The 19,634-nt window shown below is 64.7% G+C and carries 18 protein-coding genes; 15 read left to right on the top strand and 3 right to left on the bottom strand.

The genetic code is table 11. The annotated features are described in order from the left end of the window. Positions 1–170 precede the first annotated feature (170 nt). From arnB to TO66_RS15035, 12 genes are all read left to right on the top strand, one after another. Positions 171–1,319 carry a UDP-4-amino-4-deoxy-L-arabinose aminotransferase gene (arnB, locus tag TO66_RS15090; protein ID WP_044463085.1) on the top strand — a complete coding sequence of 383 codons (1,149 nt, stop codon included), beginning with the start codon at positions 171–173 and terminating at the stop codon, positions 1,317–1,319. Then, positions 1,316–2,335, top strand: a complete 1,020-nt coding sequence (arnC, locus tag TO66_RS15085) for an undecaprenyl-phosphate 4-deoxy-4-formamido-L-arabinose transferase (RefSeq protein WP_044463084.1) — start codon at positions 1,316–1,318, stop codon at positions 2,333–2,335. The genes arnB and arnC overlap by 4 nt, the downstream gene beginning before the upstream one ends. Beyond that, the gene (gene arnA, locus TO66_RS15080) at positions 2,332–4,323 is read left to right on the top strand and encodes a bifunctional UDP-4-amino-4-deoxy-L-arabinose formyltransferase/UDP-glucuronic acid oxidase ArnA (RefSeq protein ID WP_044463083.1); all 1,992 of its coding nucleotides are present in this window, start codon (positions 2,332–2,334) and stop codon (positions 4,321–4,323) included. Before arnC ends, arnA begins: the two co-directional genes overlap by 4 nt. Beyond that, positions 4,323–5,204, top strand: coding sequence for a 4-deoxy-4-formamido-L-arabinose-phosphoundecaprenol deformylase (gene arnD, locus TO66_RS15075; RefSeq protein WP_044463082.1), 882 nt, complete (start codon positions 4,323–4,325; stop codon positions 5,202–5,204). The genes arnA and arnD overlap by 1 nt, the downstream gene beginning before the upstream one ends. After that, entirely contained in the window at positions 5,201–6,847 is a 1,647-nt protein-coding gene (gene arnT / locus TO66_RS15070) for a lipid IV(A) 4-amino-4-deoxy-L-arabinosyltransferase (RefSeq protein WP_044463081.1), read from the top strand. The genes arnD and arnT overlap by 4 nt, the downstream gene beginning before the upstream one ends. Continuing rightward, entirely contained in the window at positions 6,844–7,188 is a 345-nt protein-coding gene (arnE, locus tag TO66_RS15065) for a 4-amino-4-deoxy-L-arabinose-phosphoundecaprenol flippase subunit ArnE (protein ID WP_044463080.1), read from the top strand. The genes arnT and arnE overlap by 4 nt, the downstream gene beginning before the upstream one ends. Then, positions 7,185–7,598, top strand: coding sequence for a 4-amino-4-deoxy-L-arabinose-phosphoundecaprenol flippase subunit ArnF (gene arnF / locus TO66_RS15060; RefSeq protein WP_044463079.1), 414 nt, complete (start codon positions 7,185–7,187; stop codon positions 7,596–7,598). The genes arnE and arnF overlap by 4 nt, the downstream gene beginning before the upstream one ends. Beyond that, complete coding sequence (locus TO66_RS15055; RefSeq protein ID WP_044463078.1) at positions 7,595–8,968, top strand: UDP-glucose/GDP-mannose dehydrogenase family protein; 1,374 nt, start codon at positions 7,595–7,597, stop codon at positions 8,966–8,968. The genes arnF and TO66_RS15055 overlap by 4 nt, the downstream gene beginning before the upstream one ends. Further along, a complete protein-coding gene (locus tag TO66_RS15050) occupies positions 8,968–10,587 on the top strand; it encodes a phospholipid carrier-dependent glycosyltransferase (RefSeq protein ID WP_044466039.1) in 1,620 nt (539 codons plus the stop codon). The genes TO66_RS15055 and TO66_RS15050 overlap by 1 nt, the downstream gene beginning before the upstream one ends. A 41-nt stretch (positions 10,588–10,628) precedes the next feature. Beyond that, on the top strand, positions 10,629–11,150 hold the full coding sequence (locus tag TO66_RS15045) for a GNAT family N-acetyltransferase (RefSeq protein ID WP_044463077.1): 522 nt from the start codon (positions 10,629–10,631) through the stop codon (positions 11,148–11,150). A gap of 193 nt (positions 11,151–11,343) precedes the next feature. Continuing rightward, positions 11,344–12,528 (top strand): MFS transporter, encoded by a 1,185-nt coding sequence (locus tag TO66_RS15040; RefSeq protein WP_044463076.1) that lies wholly within the window; start codon positions 11,344–11,346, stop codon positions 12,526–12,528. Positions 12,529–12,684: 156 nt separating this feature from the next. Next, positions 12,685–13,392: an HPP family protein gene (locus TO66_RS15035; RefSeq protein ID WP_044466038.1), complete on the top strand. Its 708-nt coding sequence runs from the start codon at positions 12,685–12,687 to the stop codon at positions 13,390–13,392. 216 nt (positions 13,393–13,608) lie between these two features. Here TO66_RS15035 and TO66_RS15030 read toward each other — a convergent pair whose 3' ends face one another. The 3 genes from TO66_RS15030 to TO66_RS15020 all read right to left on the bottom strand — a co-directional run bounded on the left by TO66_RS15030 (position 13,609) and on the right by TO66_RS15020 (position 16,369). Then, positions 13,609–14,472, bottom strand: a complete 864-nt coding sequence (locus tag TO66_RS15030; RefSeq protein ID WP_044463075.1) for a LysR family transcriptional regulator — start codon at positions 14,470–14,472, stop codon at positions 13,609–13,611. 116 nt (positions 14,473–14,588) lie between these two features. Further along, positions 14,589–15,599 carry a fimbrial protein gene (locus tag TO66_RS15025; protein ID WP_044463074.1) on the bottom strand — a complete coding sequence of 337 codons (1,011 nt, stop codon included), beginning with the start codon at positions 15,597–15,599 and terminating at the stop codon, positions 14,589–14,591. Continuing rightward, positions 15,599–16,369 (bottom strand): molecular chaperone, encoded by a 771-nt coding sequence (locus TO66_RS15020; protein WP_082061089.1) that lies wholly within the window; start codon positions 16,367–16,369, stop codon positions 15,599–15,601. Before TO66_RS15020 ends, TO66_RS15025 begins: the two co-directional genes overlap by 1 nt. 327 nt (positions 16,370–16,696) lie before the next feature. Here TO66_RS15020 and TO66_RS15015 point away from each other — a divergent pair, with 327 nt between their 5' ends. Genes TO66_RS15015 through TO66_RS15005 form a run of 3 tightly spaced genes read left to right on the top strand, consistent with a single transcriptional unit; the run spans position 16,697 to position 19,486 of the window. Continuing rightward, the gene (locus TO66_RS15015) at positions 16,697–17,071 is read left to right on the top strand and encodes a GtrA family protein (RefSeq protein WP_052506122.1); all 375 of its coding nucleotides are present in this window, start codon (positions 16,697–16,699) and stop codon (positions 17,069–17,071) included. Continuing rightward, complete coding sequence (locus TO66_RS15010) at positions 17,058–18,050, top strand: glycosyltransferase family 2 protein (RefSeq protein WP_044463072.1); 993 nt, start codon at positions 17,058–17,060, stop codon at positions 18,048–18,050. Before TO66_RS15015 ends, TO66_RS15010 begins: the two co-directional genes overlap by 14 nt. Then, positions 18,047–19,486 (top strand): glycosyltransferase family 39 protein, encoded by a 1,440-nt coding sequence (locus tag TO66_RS15005; RefSeq protein WP_044463071.1) that lies wholly within the window; start codon positions 18,047–18,049, stop codon positions 19,484–19,486. The genes TO66_RS15010 and TO66_RS15005 overlap by 4 nt, the downstream gene beginning before the upstream one ends. Positions 19,487–19,634: the final 148 nt, after the last annotated feature.

Raw genomic sequence — 19,634 nt, 5'->3', positions numbered from 1 at the left:
ATGGTCTTTACTCAGCAAGGCAAGGAATTGCCTCTATCGGCCCAACCATGGAGTAGCGCCAATGACTGCATCCAGCTCATTCACCACCTGAATAAAAACCAGAATCATCCGCACGCTGCACCTATCGCTTGTTCCTTCGCTTCCTGACGTTTTCTTCACCCGAGGTCTCAATGAACCAGGCTTTCCTTCCTTTCTCGCGCCCGAGTATTGGCGATGAAGAGATCGCAGCGGTCGAGCAGGTTCTGCGGTCCGGCTGGATTACCACCGGTCCCAAAAACCAGGAACTCGAGCAGCAGTTCGCCGCGCGGGTCGGTTGCCGCCACGCAGTGGCGCTCTCCTCGGCCACCGGCGGCATGCACATCACCCTGCTGGCCCTGGGCATCGGTCCTGGCGACGAAGTGATCACCCCGTCGCAGACCTGGGTTTCCACGGCCAACATGATCTGCCTGCTGGGGGCGACACCGGTCTTCGTCGACGTCGATCCGCACACCCTGATGACCGACGCCGCCACCATCGAAGCCGCCATCACGCCACGTACCAAGGCGATCATCCCGGTGCATTACGCCGGCGCCGCCTTCGACCTCGACCCGCTGTACGCCCTGGCCGAGAAGCACGGCATCGCGGTGATCGAAGACGCCGCCCATGCCGCCGGCACCACCTACCGCGGTCGTGCGATCGGGGCCCGGGGCACGGCGATCTTCTCCTTCCATGCGATCAAGAACATGACCTGCGCCGAAGGCGCGATGTTCGTCAGCGATGACGAGGCCCTGGCCAACCGGGTGCGCATGCTCAAGTTCCATGGCCTGGGTGTCGACGCCTACGACCGCCTGACCCATGGGCGCAAGCCCCAGGCCGAAGTGATCGAGCCCGGCTTCAAGTACAACCTGGCGGATATCAACGCCGCCATCGCCCTGGTCCAGTTGCAGCGCCTGGATGCGATCAATCGCCAGCGCGAAATCCTGGCCAGCGCCTATCTGGAGCAGCTGCGCGACCTGCCGGTGCAACCGCTGCACCTGCCGCAGTATCCGCAGCAGCACGCCTGGCACCTGTTCATCCTGCGCATCGACGCCGAGCGTTGCGGCATCGATCGCGACGGCTTCATGAAGGCCCTGCAGGAGCGGAACATCGGCAGCGGCATCCACTTCGTCGCCAGCCACCTGCACAGCTATTACCGCCAGCGCTTCCCGGACGTGCGGCTGCCCAACACCGAATGGAACTCGGCACGCCTGTGCTCGATCCCCTTGTTCCCCGACATGACCCTCGACGACGTCGAGCGCGTCGTCGGCGCCATCAAAACCTGCCTGGACGCACACCTGTGAAACCTTATCCCATCCAGTTCGTGTCGATCGTCATCCCGGTCTACAACGAAGAACAGAGCCTGCCCGAACTGCTGCGCCGCACCGAAGCGGCGTGCCGCCAGCTCAAGCACGATTTCGAGATCGTCCTGGTCGACGACGGCAGCCGCGACAGCTCGGCGCAGATCCTCGAGGAGGCGGCCGCCCGTGAAGGCAGCCCGGTGGTGGCGGTGATCCTCAACCGCAACTACGGCCAGCACGCGGCGATCATGGCCGGCTTCGAGCAATGCCGCGGCGATGTGGTGATCACCCTGGACGCCGACCTGCAGAACCCGCCGGAAGAAATCCCGCGCCTGGTGGCCCAGGCCGAGCTGGGCTACGACGTGGTCGGCACCGTGCGCAACAACCGCCAGGACTCCGCCTGGCGGCGCTGGCCGTCGAAGCTGATCAACCTGGCGGTGCAGCGCTCCACCGGCGTGGCCATGAGCGACTATGGCTGCATGCTGCGCGCCTACCGGCGCAGCGTGGTCGACGCGATGCTCGCCTGCCGCGAGCGCAGCACCTTCATTCCGATCCTGGCCAACAGTTTCGCCCGCCACACCACCGAGGTGCTGGTGAACCACGCCGAGCGTGAACACGGCGACTCCAAGTACAGCCCGATGCGCCTGATCAACCTGATGTTCGACCTGATCACCTGCATGACCACCACGCCGTTGCGCCTGCTGAGCATCATCGGTTTCAGCATGGCCGGCCTGGGGGTGCTGTTCGCCCTGATGCTGATCTTCCTGCGCCTGGTGTTCGGCTCCGAGTGGGCCGGCGACGGCATGTTCGTGCTGTTCGCCATCCTGTTCGTGTTCACCGGCGGCCAGTTCATCGGCATGGGCCTGCTGGGCGAATACCTAGGGCGCATGTACAGCGATGTGCGTGCCCGCCCGCGTTTCTTCATTGAAAAAATCCTGCGCAGCCAGCCTGCCGCCCCTGCTCCCGCTGTCACGGTTGACGGTCTAACTTCCACTCTCTCCGATCAGGTTTCGCCATGAGTCAAAAAGCTGTTGTCTTCGCTTATCACGATATCGGCTGCGCGGGCATCGAAGCCCTGCTCAACGCGGGTTATGACATCGCTGCAGTCTTCACCCATGCCGACGATCCGAAGGAAAACACCTTCTACGGCTCCGTGGCCCAGTTGTGCTCGCTCAAGGGCATTCCCGTGCACGCCCCGGAAGACGCCAACCACCCGCTGTGGGTCGAGCGCATCGCCAAGCTCAACCCCGACTTCATCTTCTCCTTCTATTACCGCAACCTGCTGAGCGAAGCCCTGCTGGCCACCGCCGCCAAGGGCGCGTTCAACCTGCACGGCTCGCTGCTGCCGAACTACCGTGGCCGGGCACCGGCCAACTGGGTGCTGGTCAACGGCGAAAGCGAGACTGGCGTGACCCTGCACCGCATGGTCAAGCGCGCCGACGCCGGGGCGATCCTGGCCCAGCAGCGCGTGGCCATCGAGCGCAGCGACACCGCGCTGAGCCTGCACGGCAAACTGCGCGACGCCGCCGCCAGCCTGCTGCGCGATACCCTGCCGGCGCTGGCCCAGGGCAAGGTCAACGAAACCGCCCAGGACGAGTCCAAGGCCAGCTACTACGGTCGCCGCACCGCGGCGGACGGCAAGCTGCTGTGGAGCCAGCCGGCCGAACGCCTGTTCAACCTGGTCCGCGCCGTGACCAAACCCTATCCGGGGGCGTTCTGCGCGGTGGGCGAGCACAAGCTGATCGTCTGGAGCGCCGAGGTGGTCAAGGGCAACGAAGGCCAGGCCCCGGGCCGGGTCATCAGTGTCGATCCGCTGCGCATCGCCTGTGGCGAAGACTCGCTGGTGATCAACGCCGGCCAGCGTAACGACAACGGCCTGTACCTCAGCGGCCCGCAACTGGCCAACGAGCTGGGCCTGGTGGACGGCTCGCTGCTGCGCGGCGCCGAATCCGGCCGCGCGCCGCGTCGCACGCGGGTGCTGATCCTCGGGGTCAACGGCTTTATCGGCAACCACCTGTCCGAGCGCCTGCTGCGCGACGACAAGTACGAAGTCTACGGCCTGGACATCGGCTCCGACGCCATCGAGCGCCTGCGCAGCCACCCGAACTTCCACTTCGTCGAGGGCGACATCAGCATTCACTCCGAGTGGATCGAATACCACATCAAGAAGTGCGACGTGGTCCTGCCGCTGGTGGCCATCGCCACCCCGATCGAATACACCCGCAACCCGCTGCGCGTGTTCGAGCTGGACTTCGAGGAAAACCTCAAGCTGGTCCGCTACTGCGTCAAGTACAACAAGCGCGTGATCTTCCCGTCGACCTCGGAAGTCTATGGCATGTGCCAGGACCAGAACTTCGACGAAGACACCTCCAACCTGATCGTCGGCCCGATCAACAAGCAGCGCTGGATCTACTCGGTGTCCAAGCAGTTGCTGGACCGGGTGATCTGGGCCTACGGCAGCAAGGGCCTGAACTTCACCCTGTTCCGTCCGTTCAACTGGATGGGGCCGCGCCTGGACCGCCTCGACTCGGCGCGTATCGGCAGCTCCCGGGCCATCACCCAGCTGATCCTCAACCTGGTGGAAGGCACGCCGATCCGGCTGTTCGACGGTGGCGCGCAGAAGCGTTGCTTCACCGACATCGCCGACGGCATCGAGGCCCTGGCGCGCATCGTCGATAACGAAAACGACGTGTGCAACGGCCAGATCATCAACATCGGCAACCCGGACAACGAAGCCAGCATCCGCCAGCTGGGCGAAGAGCTGCTGCGCCAGTTCGAGGCTCACCCGCTGCGGGGCAACTTCCCGCCGTTCGCCGGCTTCCGCGAAGTCGAGAGCAAGGCCTTCTACGGCGCCGGTTACCAGGACGTGGAACACCGCAAGCCGAGCATCGCCAACGCCAAGCGCCTGCTGAACTGGGAGCCGAGCATCGAGATGAAGGAAACCATCGGCAATACGCTGGACTTCTTCCTGCGCGAGGCCATGCTCGAAATCGCGGACAAGCGTTGATGCGCGCAGGTCTGCGAATCGATGTCGACACCTATCGAGGCACCCGCGAAGGGGTGCCGCGATTGCTCGAACTGCTCGACGAAGCCGGGGTCAAGGCCACCTTCTTCTTCAGCGTCGGCCCGGACAACATGGGGCGCCACCTGTGGCGCCTGATCCGGCCGCAGTTCCTCTGGAAGATGCTGCGCTCCAACGCCGCCGGGCTGTACGGCTGGGACATCCTGCTGGCGGGCACCGCCTGGCCGGGCAAGCCGATCGGTCGCGACCTCGGCCACCTGATGCGCCAGGCCCGGGACGCCGGTCATGAAGTCGGCCTGCACGCCTGGGATCACCATGGCTGGCAGGCCAACGCCGGACGCTGGAGCCAGGCGCAGCTGATCGAGCAGATCCGCCAGGGCGTCGATACCCTCAATGACATTCTCGGCCAGCGCGTCGACTGCTCGGCCGCGGCCGGCTGGCGCGCCGACGAGCGTGTGATCGAGGCCAAGCAGGCCTTCGGTTTCCGCTACAACAGCGATTGCCGCGGCACCGCCATCTTCCAGCCACGGCTGGAGGATGGAAGCCTGGGCGCGCCGCAGATTCCGGTGGACCTGCCGACCTTCGACGAAGTCGTCGGACCGACCGTGGCCGCGACGGATTTCAATGCATTCATCCTGGACCGGTTCAGCCCGCAAGGGCTCAACGTCTACACCATTCACGCCGAAGTCGAAGGGATTCTGATGGCCAACGATTTTCGTCAGCTACTGGCGCAAGCCCGCCAGCGCGACATTCATTTCAACCCGCTGGGCGAGCTGTTGCCCGCCGAGCAAGCGCTGCCCCGGGGGCAGGTGGTCCGCGGCGCCCTCGAAGGCCGCGAAGGCTGGCTGGGAGTACAAGGCGCATGACCAGACGCTGGGCCCTGCCTCTTCTGCTGCTTGCCTTCGGCCTGTTCTACCTGCTGCCGATGGCCACCCACGGCCTGTGGATTCCCGATGAAACCCGCTATGCGCAGATCAGCCAGGAAATGCTCCTGACCGGTCACTGGGCAGCGCCGCACTTCATGGGCATCCGTTATTTCGAGAAACCGGCCGCCGGCTACTGGGCGATCGCCCTGGGCCAGGCCGTGTTCGGCCAGAACCTGTTCGGCGTGCGCGTGGCCTCGGCCCTGAGCATGGGCCTGAGCGCCCTGCTCGCCTACCTGATGGCCCGGCGGCTGTGGAACGATCCGCGCAAGAGCCTGGTCTGCGCGCTGCTGTACATGAGTTTCTGCGTGGTGGTCGGCGCTGGCGGCTACGCCAACCTCGACCCGCAGTTCACCTTCTGGGTCAACCTGAGCCTGGTGGCGCTGTGGTTCGCCCTCGACAGCAAGACCCCGCGCGGCCGCCTGTTGGCCTGGGCCGGGCTGGGCCTGGCCTGCGGCATGGGCTTCATGACCAAGGGTTTCCTCGCCTGGCTGCTGCCGGTGCTGATCGCCCTGCCCTACATGTTCTGGCAGAAACGCCTGCGCGAGCTCTTCGTCTACGGTGGCGTGGCGGTGCTGGTGGCGATCGTCATCAGTCTGCCCTGGGCCCTGGCGGTGCATGCCCAGGAGCCGGACTACTGGCGGTTCTTCTTCTGGCACGAGCACATCCGCCGCTTTGCCGGGGACGATGCCCAGCACGCCTCGCCCTGGTGGTACTACCTGCCGTTGCTGGTGGCGTTCAGCATGCCCTGGGTGCTGTTGCTGCCGGGCACCTTCCGCCAGGCCTGGCAGAACCGGCGCCAGGCGCCCATCGGCTTCCTGCTGCTGTGGCTGTTCCTGCCGCTGGCCTTCCTGAGCCTGAGCAAGGGCAAGCTGCCGGCCTACATCCTGCCGTGCCTGCTGCCGTTGGCCCTGCTGATGGGCCATACCCTAAGCGATCGGCTGCAGGCCGGGCAGACCCGGATCATCAGCCTCAACGGTGTGCTCAACCTGGTGCTGGGCCTGTTGCTGCTGTTGACGCTGGTGTTCTTCCAGTTGAAGAAGCCGCTGTACGTCAACGAACCCGGGCACCTGGTGCTGGTGTTCCTCGCCCTGTTCGGCTGGATCGTCAGCAACCTGCTGCAAGCCTTCCGGCCGCTGCAGCTGTGGGCCGCGCCGGCGCTCGGCAGCTGGCTGCTGCTGGCCCTGCTGCCGGCCGGCCTGCCGAACTCGGTGGTCTACAACAAGATGCCGGACCAGCTCATCAGCGATCACCTCGAGGAACTCGCCCAGAGCCATACCCTGGTGAGCAACGACCTGGGAGCGGCCTCGGCCCTGGCGTGGCGCCTCGGGCGGCCGGACATCGCCTTGTACAACACGAGTGGCGAAGTGAAATATGGCCTGGCCTATCCTGACACCCAGCAGCGCTACGTCGATCTGCGCGACGTCGGCCAATGGCTGCCCGAGGCCCGCAAGCAGGGCCAGGTCGCCGTGCTGATGCGCGTCAGTGACGACGAGCATTACGAAATCGACCTGTTGCCACAGGACTTCAAACGTTATGACCAGGGCAATCTCGTGATCCTGATCTTCTCCCAGAGCCAGCCATGAGCCTGTTGTTGCTGCTCGTCGCCTGCGGGCTGACCTGCCTCGGCCAGCTCGCGCAGAAGTTCGCCGTGGAAAGCTGGCGCGGCCAGCCTTCGTCGGCGCTCGCCAAACTGCGCTCGCCCTGGCTGTGGCTGGCCCTGGCCAGCCTGGGGGGCGGGTTGCTGGTATGGCTGCTGGTGCTGCAACGCATGGAGGTGGGCGTGGCCTACCCGATGCTCAGCCTGAACTTCATCTTCGTCACCCTGATCGCGCGTTTCGTCTTCCGCGAGCCCATCGACCGGCGCCACTGGCTGGGCGTCGCCCTGGTGCTGTCGGGTGTGCTGCTGTTGAGCCGGCACGCATGAGCCGGGCGCGCGGTTTCACCTTCGCCCTGGGTAGCGTGCTGCTGGTCAGCGGCGCACAGCTGGGCATGCGCTGGAGCATGACCCGCCTGCCCGCTCCCGAGCAGTGGCTGGCGACCCTGTCCGGCGGCCAGTTCGACCTGCTGGCGCTGGGCGTGGTGCTGGCGGCGATCCTCGCCTATGCCCTGTCGATGCTCTGCTGGCTGCTGGCCCTGCGCGACCTGCCGCTGGGCCGGGCCTATTCCCTGCTGAGCATCAGCTACGCCCTGGTGTACCTGCTGGCGGCGGCGCTGCCGCTGTTCAACGAAGCGTTCAGCCTTTCGAAAACCCTGGGGGTGGCGCTGGTCATCCTCGGCGTCATTACCATCAACTCACGACCTGCTCCCGCGACAAGTCCCAGGAATACCCCATGAAAATCAGCGTATTTGGAAGTGGTTACGTCGGCCTCGTACAAGCTGCCGTGCTGGCTGAAGTCGGCCACGATGTCATTTGCATGGACATCGACGAGCACAAGGTCCAGCAGCTGCAACAGGGGCACGTCAGTATCTTCGAACCCGGGCTGTCGAGCCTGGTGCGCGACAACCTGGAAGGCAAGCGCCTGAGCTTCACCAGCGACGAGAAACTCGCGGTGCAGCATGGCCAGGTGCTGTTTATCGCGGTCGGCACGCCGTCCAGCGAAGACGGCTCGGCCGACCTGCGCTACGTGCTGTCGGTGGGCGATGCGGTGGCCCGCCATCGCGAACAGCCAGTGATCCTGGTGGAGAAGTCCACCGTGCCGGTGGGCACCGGCGACACCTTGAAGGCGCATATCGAGCGAGCCCTGGACGGGCGGCCGCTGCAGTTCGATATCGTCTCCAACCCGGAATTCCTCAAGGAAGGCTCGGCGGTTTCCGACTGCCGCCGCCCGGACCGGATCATCGTCGGTTGCGAGCGCGAGGAAGTGCGCGACGTGATGCGCGACCTGTACGCACCGTTCAACCGCAACCACGACCGCATCATGTTCATGGACCTGCGCAGCGCCGAACTGACCAAGTACGCCGCCAACTGCATGCTGGCGACCAAGATCAGCTTCATCAACCAGATCGCCGAGCTGGCCGAGCATCTGGGGGCCGACATCGAGTCGGTGCGCCTGGGGATCGGCGCCGACTCGCGCATCGGCTACCACTTCATCTACCCCGGCTGCGGTTATGGCGGCTCGTGCTTTCCCAAGGACATGCGCGCGCTGATCCACAGCGCCGAACAGGCGCATTGCTCCAGCGACCTGTTGCAGGCGGTGGAAGCCATCAACGAGCGGCAGAAACACAAGCTGTTCGAGCGCATCAAGGCGTTCTACAAGGGTGACCTGGCGGGCAAGACCTTCGCCCTCTGGGGCCTGGCGTTCAAACCCAACACCGACGACATGCGCGACGCCCCGAGCCGGGTGCTGCTCGACGCACTGTTCGCCGCCGGTGCCAGCGTGCGCGCCTTCGACCCGGAAGCCATGCAGGAAACCCAGCGCCTGTACCCCGAGGAGCCGAAGCTGATGCTGATGGGCACCCCGGAATCGGTGCTGGGCGATGCCGACGCGCTGATCATCTGCACCGAATGGCAGCAGTTCAAGGCGCCGGACTTCCAGCTGCTGCAACAACGCCTCAAGGCGCCGGTGATCTTCGACGGGCGCAACCTGTACGACGCCGAACGCCTGGCCCGCAGCGGCTTCACCTACTTCCCGATCGGTCGGGGTGACTCGCGCAACCTGCCGATTCCTCACCAGCAATGGGCCGCCGCCTCGGTCGACGCCTGATGCCCCCACTCACCGCCGCCCCCGCGCCGACTCTCTCCAGGCAAGCGTGGGGGCTCGGGCTGCTGGCGCTGCTGCTGTTCTGCGCCGGCATTCATTCGCAGGGCACGACCGGGTTCGATTCCCGGTTCGTGCTGTTCGCCAAGGAGATGCTGCGCCACGGGCCGGGCTTCTTTCCCACCACCTATGGCCAGCCCTACGCCGACTACAGCAGCGCCTCGACGCTGCTGATCTACCTCTGCTCGTTGCCGTTCGGGCAGGTCACCGGCCTGAGCGCCTGGCTGCCCACCGCCCTGGCCTCGGCCACCATCGTCGGCCTGCTCTACCGGCTGCTGGCGCCCTATTCCCGCACCTGGGCGCTGCTCAGCATCGCCTTGCTGCTGCTCAGCAATACCTTCGTCAGCGAAACCCGCGCCGTGTCCCTGGACCAGATGCTCGCCGCCTTGTCGCTGGCGGTGTTCTACCTGGGCTACGCCCATGACCACTTTGCCGCGCCCCGCCGGCTGTGGCTGATCCTGCTCCTGCTGGTGGCGGGGTTTGCCATCCGCGGGCCGATCGGCCTGGTGATTCCCACGGGCATGCTGTGCAGCTACTACCTGCTGGGCGGCCAGTGGCGGCGCCTGTTCGGCTTCGGCTGCGGCGCCCTGCTCCTGCTGCTGGCCTGCATCGGCCTGCTGTTGTGGCTGGCGCGGCTCAGTGGCGGCGCGGACTTCGTCCAGGAGGTGATCCGCATGCAGTTCCTCGGGCGCATGGACGGCAGCGAAGGCAGCAGCGACTGGTTCTTCTACTTCAGCAGTTCCCTGGGCAACTACGCCCTGGCCTACCCCCTGGCGATCCTGGCGTGGCTCGGCGTGCTCCTGGCCCGCGACAACGCCTCGGACCCGGCGCTGAAACTGCTGCGCCTGTGCACCGCCGCAGGGCTGCTGGTGATGATCGGCCTGTCGATCCCCCAGGCGAAGAAAGCCCGCTACCTGCTGCCGATGCTGCCCATGGCGGCGATTGTCGCGGCCTACCCATTCCAGGCGCGCCGGGGGCGTTTTCTCGCCGGATTGCGGGTGGCGATCCAGGGCTGCTGGTTGCTGTTGCCGGGGCTGCTGATCGTCGGGTTGCTGGTGCTGCGCCACAAGTTTCCCGAGCAATTGCCCCAGCCGAGCCTGATGATCGCGTGCCTCGGCGCTCTGCAAGCGCTGGCGCTGTGGTGGCTGACTCGCCGGCGCTGGCGTGCGGTGGGCCTGGCCTATACCGCGGTGCTGGCGGTCTGGGCCACCTACATCGGAGTGTTCGAACCGGTCACGCGCCAGCTCTACGACACCCGGGATTTCAGCCTCGCCACGCAGGAACTGATACGCAGCGACCCGGCACCGCTGGTGTTGCACGCCATGGGCAAGGACGCCAAGGCCATCAAGTTCATGGTCAACCTCGACCAGGACCTGCAGCCGCTGTTCACCGAACGTCCCGAGGCCCTTGCAGCCCTGGCGGGCCCGGCCTGGATCATGCTGGACCGTACCGACCTGCCAGCGCTGCAAGGCACGCCCCTGGCGACGCTGGTTCCGGTCCTCAGCGGGCGTTTCGACAAGAACGACTACGTCCTGCTGCACCTGCCCGCGCCGACAGGCCCTTGAGCGGTTGCCCCACGCCACCCGGGCTCCTACACTCGCGCCCCATGAATCTGCATATCCGCCCAGCCATCGAAACCGACGCAACGCTGCTGCCCGCCATCGAGCGCAGCGCCGCAGCGCTGTTTCGCCGCGATCCCGAACTGGCCTGGCTGGCCGACGCCGAAGTGCCCGACGCCGCACAACACCGCGCACGTATCCGCCAGCAGCGGGTATGGGTCGCCGTGCTCGAACAGCGGGTGTGCGCCTTCCTCGACGCCGAGGCCTGTGGCGATGCGCTGCATATCTGGGAAATCTCGGTCTATGCCGCCGCCCAGGGCCGCGGCATCGGGCGGCGCTTGCTGCAAACGGTGGCCGAGCAGGCGCGTCGACAAGGGTTCGCCGCGCTGACCCTGAGCACCTTCCGCCAGGTGCCGTGGAACGAACCCTTCTACCAGCGCTGCGGCTTCGTCACCCTGGAGGGCGAACAGCTGGACCCGCGCCTGCAACAGGTGCTCGCCGAGGAAGCCCGCCACGGCTTGCCAGCGGCCAGGCGCTGCGCCATGCGCCTGGAAATCGCCAACCTGTAGGAGCGAAGCTTGCTCGCGATAGCGATTGCCCAGGCAACATCCGTGTTGAATGTGCCGCCTTTATCGCGAGCAAGCTTCGCTCCTACAAGGGGAGGTTGTGCCGTCGGGATAAGTGGCAGAGGATGGCGGGTCGCCAACCCATAGCGAAGACGACAGAGAGTGTCGTCCACCGACAACAAGGATTCGTGCACCCGTGGCCACTTATTCGCTGGTTATCCGCCGCCTGATGATCTGCTCGCTGACCATTGTCCTCAGCCGCGCGATCACCAGCCCCCTGCTCACCCTGTTCCTCAGCCAGAAGCTCGGCCTCGACCAGCAGGACGTCGGCCTGCTGCTGGGGATCGCGGTCTTCCTCGCCACCCTGCTCGCCCTCTATGGCGGCTACATCCTCGACCGCCTGGACAAGCGCCGGCTGCTGATCCTGACCATGCTCTCCAGCGGCATCGGCTTCGTGCTGCTGACCTTCGCCCACAACCTCTACCTGACCACCGCGATCCTGGTGATCACCGAGACCGCCTCGGCGCTGTTCCTGATCGGCTCCAAGGCGATCATCAGCGAACAGCTGCCGATGAGCCAGCGAGCCAAGGTGTTCTCCCTGCGCTACACCCTGACCAATATCGGCTACGCCACCGCGCCGATGCTCGGGGTGGTGATCGCCGGGTACCAGCCCTTGGCACCGTTCCTGATCGCAGGCGCCATCGCCCTGTTCAGCACCCTGCTGATGCGCGGCGTCGCGGTGGCGCCCGTCGTGGCGGCGGCGCTCAGGCCACAGAGTTTCCTCACCACCCTGGTGACCCTGAAGAACGACCGCACGCTGATCATGTTCACCTGCGGCTGCCTGCTCAGCACCATCGTCCATGGGCGTTTCACCCTGTACCTGTCGCAGTACCTGCTGGTCACCGAAGACACCAGGACCACCCTCGACACCATGGCCGCGCTGCTGGCGTGCAACGCGATCAGCGTGATCCTGCTGCAATACCAGATCGGGCGTTTCCTCAAGCGCGAGCACCTGCGGCGCTGGATCGCCGTCGGTACCGGCCTGTTCGTCCTCGGCCTGATCGGCTTCAGCCTGGCCGACAGCCTGACCGGCTGGTGCCTGGCGATGTTCGTCTTCACCCTGGGCGAAATGATCATCTACCCGGCGGAATTCCTGTTCATCGACACCCTGGCGCCCGAGGAATTGCGCGGCAGCTACTACGGCGCGCAGAACCTCGCGGCCCTGGGCGGGGCCTTGAGCCCGGTGATCTGCGGCTACCTGCTGGTGCATACCCCGGCGCCGACCATGTTCTATGCCCTGAGCGCCTTGGCGGCCCTGGGCGGCATGCTCTGCTACATGAGCGGACGGCAGGTGGTGCAGCGAACCACAGTGCAAAAATAATGCACTTAAACAGCATTATTATGAATTTGTAGCCGTTGAGATTGATCGGCACACTGTGCCGGTTCCTCCCCCAACTGTTGGAACGCTTCAGGGCTTTCCGGTGATCCGGACAAGCCCTTCTTTTTGCCCGCCGAACCGGAATTGGACTGCTTCGTGATGCTCGCTCGCTGGAAACCCGCCGCCATCAATACCCGCCCCTCGGAATGGAGCCGCGCCGCCATCGGCATGGCGCTGGGCACGCTGATCAGTGTCTGGCTGTGCAGCCGGGTGTTCGGCATGGAGGTGTCGCTGCACCTGATCGGCCCGCTCGGGGCCTCGGCGGTACTGCTGTTCGCGGTGTCGTCCGGCGCGCTGGCGCAACCCTGGTCGATCCTCGGCGGTTACCTGTGTGCCGCGGTGCTGGCGTTGCTGGTGTCTCATGTGCTGGGCCGCACCCTGGGCAGCGCCTGCCTGGCCGCTGGCATGTCGCTGATCCTGATGTGCTGGCTGCGCTGCCTGCATCCGCCCGCCGGCGCTGTGGCCCTGACCATGGTCCTGGCCGACCCGGCCACCATCGCCCTCGACTGGCTGGCCCTCGGCCCGGTGATGCTGGCCGCGCTGTGCCTGCTGGGGTCCGCCCTGGTCTACAACAACCTGACCCGCATCCGTTACCCGAAGGGCCAGAGCGACCCGGCGCCCCGGCTGCCCGCCGAACAGCCGGCGAGCACGACCCAGGCGATTACCGCCGCCGACCTGAAACTGGCGCTGGAAGAAATGCAGGAATTCTTCGACGTCACCCCCCAGGACCTGGAGCAACTGATCCACGCCAGCGAAGCCCACGCCCGCCGGCGCAGCATCGGCGAGGTCCTCGCGCCGCGGGTGTGACCCAGCCCTGCGGCAATAGCCCTGCAACCTGTAGCCGCTGCCGAGCGCCAGCGAGGCTGCGATCGGCAACGCAGTTGCCGCAAAGGCTAAGTCCCGGATTTTTCTAAAAGAACGCGTTGGCTTGTTTGGCGCCTGCTTCGCAGTCGATCGCAGCCTCGCTAACGCTCGGCAGCGGCTACACCCGCCTGTAACCCTGGTGCGGCTGTGTATCCCGATTCAGATCATCGGGTCCCAACGCTGGGACCAGTCGGTATCGTTGGCGACGACCTCGCGCAGTACGTCGAAGGCCTGTTGCAACTCGGCCGAGTCCCGTTCGCGGGCGTACAGCAGGTAGGTCGGGAAATTGAACTCCGGGGCCTTTTCCACTCGCTCCAGCACACCGCTGTCGAGGTAGCTCTGCACCACCCGGGTACGGAAGTAACCGCTGCCGCCGCCCTCGAGGATGAACTGCAACGCCAGCGGCCCGAGGTTGAAACCCACCGCCGCCTTGGCCCGGTCCGGCAGCGCCGCGTCGTGCTGGCGGCGGAAGTCCTCGCCCCAGTCGATGTACACATAAGGCTCGGGACGGCCGGCCAGGCGCACCAGGATCAGCTTTTCCTCCAGCAACTGTTCGACCTGCAGCCCCGGCCCGTACACCGGCTGGAACACCAGCGCGGCATCCAGCACCCCCAACTCCAGCTGGCGTTGCAGGCTCGCGCCCTCGGCGATCTGGCTGCGCACCGTGTGGCTGGGAATCGCCTGGCGCAGACGCCGCACCCAGTTGAGCATCAGCGGGTTGCACAGGCTCACCTCGCCGCCGATATGCAGCACGTTGCGATAACCGGCCAGCAGCGGCAGGTCGCGCTGCGCCGCCTCCCAGGTCTGCACCAGCTGGTTGGCGTAGACGACGAACGCCTCGCCATCGGCAGTCAGCCGCGCGCCGGCCCGATTGCGCACGAACAGCTTGCAGTTGAGCTGGCCCTCGAGGTTCTGCACCCGCGCACTGATGGCCGTCTGGGTCAGGTGCAACTGCTCGGCCGCGGCGATCAGGCTGCCGCTGCGGACGATTTGCAAGAAAGTGCGGGCCAGATCGATGTCCATGGCGTCTCGTCATTCAAAGTCGAGCGCCATTTTAGCCAGAGCGCAGGCTGGCTGTACGCTCGCGCCCGGAGACTTTTTTCGAGGGTTACAGGACCACCGTTCCCTCGGGGATGGGTTCACTTGTAATAGATGTTCAGCACCGCGCTGGCGTTGAAGGACCCGAGCTTGGGGGCAGTCATCCACTTCAGCCTGGCCAGGAGCTTGCGAGAATTGTTCCGGGAGTTGGTGAGCGGGATCAGGGCGAACTCTTCCCTGAATTTCACCACCGACAGGTCATCCGCCTTGAGAAGGCTGATTCCCACCGAGGTGTTGTTACTGGGAATCAAGGTGTCCCGGGTCGATGACAGGGTGGCGCCCGAGGGCTCGAGCAAGGCATTGAGGCCGTAACTGGCATCACAGTCGCGCTTTTCATTGATCGAGAACGGAACCGCAGTGATAGTGCCGCCGATCACCGGGTTCACATTGCTGATCTTGCCAAAGCTCACAGTGCTCGGAGAGATGCTGATGGTCGAGGTACAGGGCACATAACGGAATTTGTCCAACCCATTGACGGTAACGTTATAGCTGGATCCGAGACGTACCCCACCAGCCCCATCCAGCTGGAACGCCCGGTAATTATTGATGGGAGAAAGAGGCCCGTCCTTGTTGGCACCGGCAGCTGACTTCTTCGAGAAATAGATCGAATAGGTAATGGTTTTCTTCGCCTTTCCCCTTCCACAAGGCTCACTGAAACACCCCCCGATCCTCCACTGGGTATCCAGCTTTCCTCCACTCAACGAAGAGTACAAATAATCCCGCCCCTCGTAGGTGACACCGATTTCAATATCGGGGCCGAGGTTGGCTTTGGCGGGGTTGATATAGAAGTAGACATTTTCGTCGCCGCTGAGAATATCCACCCAGCATTCCAGATCGATGCTCTGCGTAGGTTGGCGCCAAAGAACCGTACCGGCCGGCCTCGAGTTCATGATGGCGGTCGTGGTGGAAATAGTCGTCGAATCATTGATCGTCGACGTTACTTGCCTCTGGCATTTCAACGCATAGCTACTGGGAATGCTCAAAAAGAACAGAAGGCAAATTCCTAAAAACTTCCTAGTCATCATGACAAAGCCTTTTAAGTTGAATGGCATTACAGATCGCGTTGTCGAGCGTGGGCGATGCCGGAGTCGCTGATGAACTGGTAGCTAATCTGGCCAGCGGCTTGGCTACACCCTGGCACTATCAGGTCGTAGCTGGAAAAAGGCGCGATCATCAGGTGTTCGATGGAGTTGCCACAGGGAATGCCTGTGCGGTCGCGCAGGCCTACCTCGGTGAGCGTCAGGTAATAGGGTGTGTCGTTGCGCGCTTGGTATGAGCCCGGCGCTGCCTGGGATGGCGCCCAACGAAGCTTTTCCACTGCATCTTCCAGGCTGCCAGGCAGTTTCGGGCGGAAGATCAGCTTCATGTTGTGCTGCAGGGCGATCTGCATGCTGTTTTCTTCCTTGGGCTTCTGCGGAACCTGCATCACCCGCAGCAGCAGGAACGACTCACGGTCGGTCGGCAAGCCGGTGCCTTGATAAAACAGGGTGATCGAAGCCCTGCCCTGGGCGGGAATCAGCAGCAGCGGTTTATTCACCACCATGGGCAGATCCCGGTTCGGGTCTCCGTCGCCCCACTGAAGCAGGCTCTGAACCAGCGCCGGCTGAGGATCTTCGTTGATCAGCGTAACCATCAGCGACTGCTGCTCGCCATCGAAGATGAAACGGGTAAAGCCGCCAAAACTGATCTCCGCCCGGGCGTTTGCGCTGATCGTCAATCCCAGCACGGCAACGAGGCAGGCCAGGGTTTTGGAGGAACGCTTACCGGATTTCGGAAAAAAACGCCGGAGAAACGTTCGAAGGGAGGGGACGTTGAAGTTCATCAGCGGATTTTTTCAGGAAAGGAATTCGACAGGAATCAGACGTTTCCTAAAGAGAAAGCTGACAACTAGATAACATCACCGTTATATAAAAGCCCATATTCTCTTCCGCTCTTTCAACAAGCACCCAAGATACTTGCCTCCTAGCGAAAAATAACAATCCTGAAACTATAAACCCTGAAACAATTGGCCTTCTTGAAAAACATTTTTTTCACGAAAGCCAAACTTGTTCATCACGCTTTCAACTAAAGACTTGCCCCTGATTTAACCCCATTGAATCAGGGCTTCCCGATGACACTTCCGGCCGATAACACTCGACCACGACATTCAGTGCAACTGCCCCGCTACCTGCTGGTCGGCGCCCTGGCCACCCTGAGCCATTTCGGCGTGTTCCTGCTCGCGTTGACGCTTACCACGCCGCTGGCGGCCAGCCTGCTGGGCGCGGCAGTGGGCACGGCGGTGAGCTACCAGGGCAACCGCCGCTGGACCTTCGCCCGGGAAAAGCCTGCGGCGCGGCCCGGGCAACTGCTGCGGTTCTGCCTCACGGCGCTGGCCTACAACCTGGGCAACGCCCTGGCGATGCTGGCCCTGCTCGATCGCTGGCCCGGCTCGCCGCTGCTGATGCAAGTGTTCAGCACGGCGAGCCTGACCCTCATGACTTACTGGATCAACCGAACCTGGACCTTTAAAAATGAAGTTGCCTAGTCGTGTTCAAGCGGACACTCACGAAGTGCTCAGCGTGATTGTCTGCTGTTATAACGAAGCCCATGTATTGCCCGAATTCCATCGCCGCCTGATGTTGGTGATGCAGACACTTCCGCTGGCTTATGAAGTGCTCTATGTGAATGACGGCAGTCAGGACGGAAGTTCCGAACTGCTGGAAGTATTCTGCCGCGCGCCACGCATACGCTGCCTCAACTTGAGCCGCAACTTCGGCAAGGAATCGGCGATGTCCGCGGGTATCGATCACGCCACCGGCGATGCGGTGCTGTTTATCGATGCCGACCTGCAGGATCCGCCGGAACTGATTCCGCTGATGGTCCGCCAATGGCTGGCCGGCAACGACATCGTCAACATGCAACGCAGCGACCGACGCAGCGACACCGCCGGCAAACGCCTGAGCGCGCGGCTGTATTACAAGCTGATGAACGTGCTGGTGGACAAATACCCGGTGCCGCCGGATGTCAGCGATTTCCGCCTGATTGGCGCCGCGCCGCTGAACGCGCTGCGCAACATGCCCGAGCGGGCCACCCTGATGAAGGGCCTGGTCAACTGGCTGGGGTTCAAGACGGTGGAGATTCCCTACCAACGGGCCAGGCGCGGCGCGGGCCAGACCAAGTGGAGCCCAATGGCCCTGGTGGACCTCGCCATGGAGGGCGTGCTGGCGTTTTCCCGCAAGCCGTTGCGCTGGTTCAGCGTGCTCAGCCTGGCGACCCTGCTGCTGACCGCCGTCTACCTGCTGCAGCAGTGGCTCACCGACGCCTTCAACGTGCATCACCTGATCCTCGGCGCACTGGCGCTGGCCCTGGTCGGCATCGCCATGGTCGGCGAATACATCGGCGCCGCGCTGGTGGAGGTCAAGCGCCGGCCGCTGTATTTCCTGCGCAGCACCTTTGGCGGCTTTTCCCGCCAGCTCGAAGCGCCCCCCACCGTGCAACCTGGCGAACAAGACAAGATCCGATGAACAACCTTTCGACCCGCACCCTGTGGTGGCTGCTGCTGGGCATTCTCGGCGTGCGCCTGGTGAGCCTCGGCCTTTACCCCCTGATGGACACCTCCGAAGCGCGTTATGCCGAAATGGCGCGCAAGATGCTCGAACTCGACGACTGGGTGACGCCGATGTTCGACTACGGCGTACCGTTCTGGGGCAAGCCGCCGCTGGCCTTCTGGACCCAGGCCCTGGGCATGCAACGGCTGGGCATCAACGAGTTCGCCGTGCGCTTGCCCGCGTGGCTGCTGCATATCGCCAGTTGCCTGCTGCTGATCCGCTTCGCCCGCGAGGAATACGACGAGCGCACCGGGCTGGTGGCCGCCATTCTGTTTTCCAGTTCCAGCCTGGGCCTGCTGGCGGCGGGCGTGGTGCTGACCGACCCGGCCCTGAGTTTCGCCATCGTGCTGGCCTGCTACGGCTTCTGGCGCGGCACCGTGCATGCCGACCGGGCCTGGGCCCTGGCCGGTTTCTTCGGCCTGGGCCTGGGGTTGCTGGCCAAGGGCCCGCTGGCGCTGGTGCTGGTCGGTGCCCAGGCCGGGCTCTGGACCCTGTGGAACCGCCAGTGGCGCGCGCTGCTGGCCCTGCCCTGGTTCAGCGGCCTGGGCCTGATGCTGCTGGTGGCGCTGCCCTGGTACGTGATCGCCGAACTGCGCAGCCCCGGTTTCCTCGACTACTTCCTGGTGGGCGAACACTGGAAACGCTATGTGGTCAGCGACTGGGGCGGCGACCTGTATGGCAGCGCCCACGAACGCCCGCCCGCGAGCATCTGGCTCGACCTGCTGATGGCCCTGTTTCCCTGGAGCCTGCTGCTGCCCCTGCTGTACCGGGTCTACCGGCCCACCGGCGACAGACGCCCGGCCCTGAGCTTCATCACCCTGTGGGCGCTCACCACCCCGTTGTTCTTCACCCTCTCGGGCAACATTCTGTGGACCTACGTGCTACCGGCCCTGCCGGCCTGGGGCCTGTTGCTGGCCCTGGCGCTGCGGGCGCGCTTGAACGCGCCGGACAAGCTGGTCGCCGGCGTTGCGCTGGCGCTGCCGCTGGGCCTGATGGCGGCCGTGCTCCACGGAGGGCTGTTCGAGCGGCCACAGAACCAGCAAGCCCTGGCCCGGGCCTGGAGCAGCCTGCAGGCCACGGATCCCGCGCCGCTGTACTACTGGGGGCGACGTTCCTATGCCGGCGAGTTCTACAGCGCCGGCCAGGCGCGACGGGTCAAGACCCTCGACGAGTTGCCGGAGCGTGGCGGCTTCTACCTCGCCCGCCGGGAAAAAGACCTCGATCAGGACCGCGCGCAGTTGCAGCCCCTGGGCTGCGAAGAACGGCTGCGGGCCAGCCAGAGCGTTCTGTTCAGGTGCTCGGGGCCGGCCTCCCGGCCGCTGACTCTGGCGACGCCGCCCACGCCAGGCTGAGTGCGCCCGCCGCGACACCGGGGTCGTGCCGCGGCCCCGCCCCCTCTCTCCCGAAGATCGCGTGGCAGAGCGGCCCGGGCCGCTCTGCCCGCTGGCGCCGGAGCGACGCCCGCCCATGCAAAAATGCACAGCCAAGCTGCAGTTATCT

This window comes from Pseudomonas sp. MRSN 12121, from assembly GCF_000931465.1.
In the GTDB taxonomy this organism is placed as follows: domain Bacteria; phylum Pseudomonadota; class Gammaproteobacteria; order Pseudomonadales; family Pseudomonadaceae; genus Aquipseudomonas.
This window is presented reverse-complemented; position numbering and strand designations above follow the sequence as displayed.

Bases quoted from the DNA above. Each gene is read 5' to 3' on its own strand.
- TO66_RS15005 (WP_044463071.1), top strand. From the start codon at position 18,047: ATGAACAACCTTTCGACCCGCACCCTGTGGTGGCTGCTGCTGGGCATT.
- arnE (WP_044463080.1), top strand. From the start codon at position 6,844: ATGAGCCTGTTGTTGCTGCTCGTCGCCTGCGGGCTGACCTGCCTCGGC.
- arnD (WP_044463082.1), top strand. From the start codon at position 4,323: ATGCGCGCAGGTCTGCGAATCGATGTCGACACCTATCGAGGCACCCGC.
- arnB (WP_044463085.1), top strand. From the start codon at position 171: ATGAACCAGGCTTTCCTTCCTTTCTCGCGCCCGAGTATTGGCGATGAA.
- arnF (WP_044463079.1), top strand. From the start codon at position 7,185: ATGAGCCGGGCGCGCGGTTTCACCTTCGCCCTGGGTAGCGTGCTGCTG.
- TO66_RS15050 (WP_044466039.1), top strand. From the start codon at position 8,968: ATGCCCCCACTCACCGCCGCCCCCGCGCCGACTCTCTCCAGGCAAGCG.
- arnA (WP_044463083.1), top strand. From the start codon at position 2,332: ATGAGTCAAAAAGCTGTTGTCTTCGCTTATCACGATATCGGCTGCGCG.
- TO66_RS15020 (WP_082061089.1), bottom strand. From the start codon at position 16,369: ATGAACTTCAACGTCCCCTCCCTTCGAACGTTTCTCCGGCGTTTTTTT.
- TO66_RS15055 (WP_044463078.1), top strand. From the start codon at position 7,595: ATGAAAATCAGCGTATTTGGAAGTGGTTACGTCGGCCTCGTACAAGCT.
- TO66_RS15010 (WP_044463072.1), top strand. From the start codon at position 17,058: ATGAAGTTGCCTAGTCGTGTTCAAGCGGACACTCACGAAGTGCTCAGC.
- arnT (WP_044463081.1), top strand. From the start codon at position 5,201: ATGACCAGACGCTGGGCCCTGCCTCTTCTGCTGCTTGCCTTCGGCCTG.
- TO66_RS15045 (WP_044463077.1), top strand. From the start codon at position 10,629: ATGAATCTGCATATCCGCCCAGCCATCGAAACCGACGCAACGCTGCTG.
- TO66_RS15030 (WP_044463075.1), bottom strand. From the start codon at position 14,472: ATGGACATCGATCTGGCCCGCACTTTCTTGCAAATCGTCCGCAGCGGC.
- TO66_RS15035 (WP_044466038.1), top strand. From the start codon at position 12,685: ATGCTCGCTCGCTGGAAACCCGCCGCCATCAATACCCGCCCCTCGGAA.
- TO66_RS15025 (WP_044463074.1), bottom strand. From the start codon at position 15,599: ATGCCATTCAACTTAAAAGGCTTTGTCATGATGACTAGGAAGTTTTTA.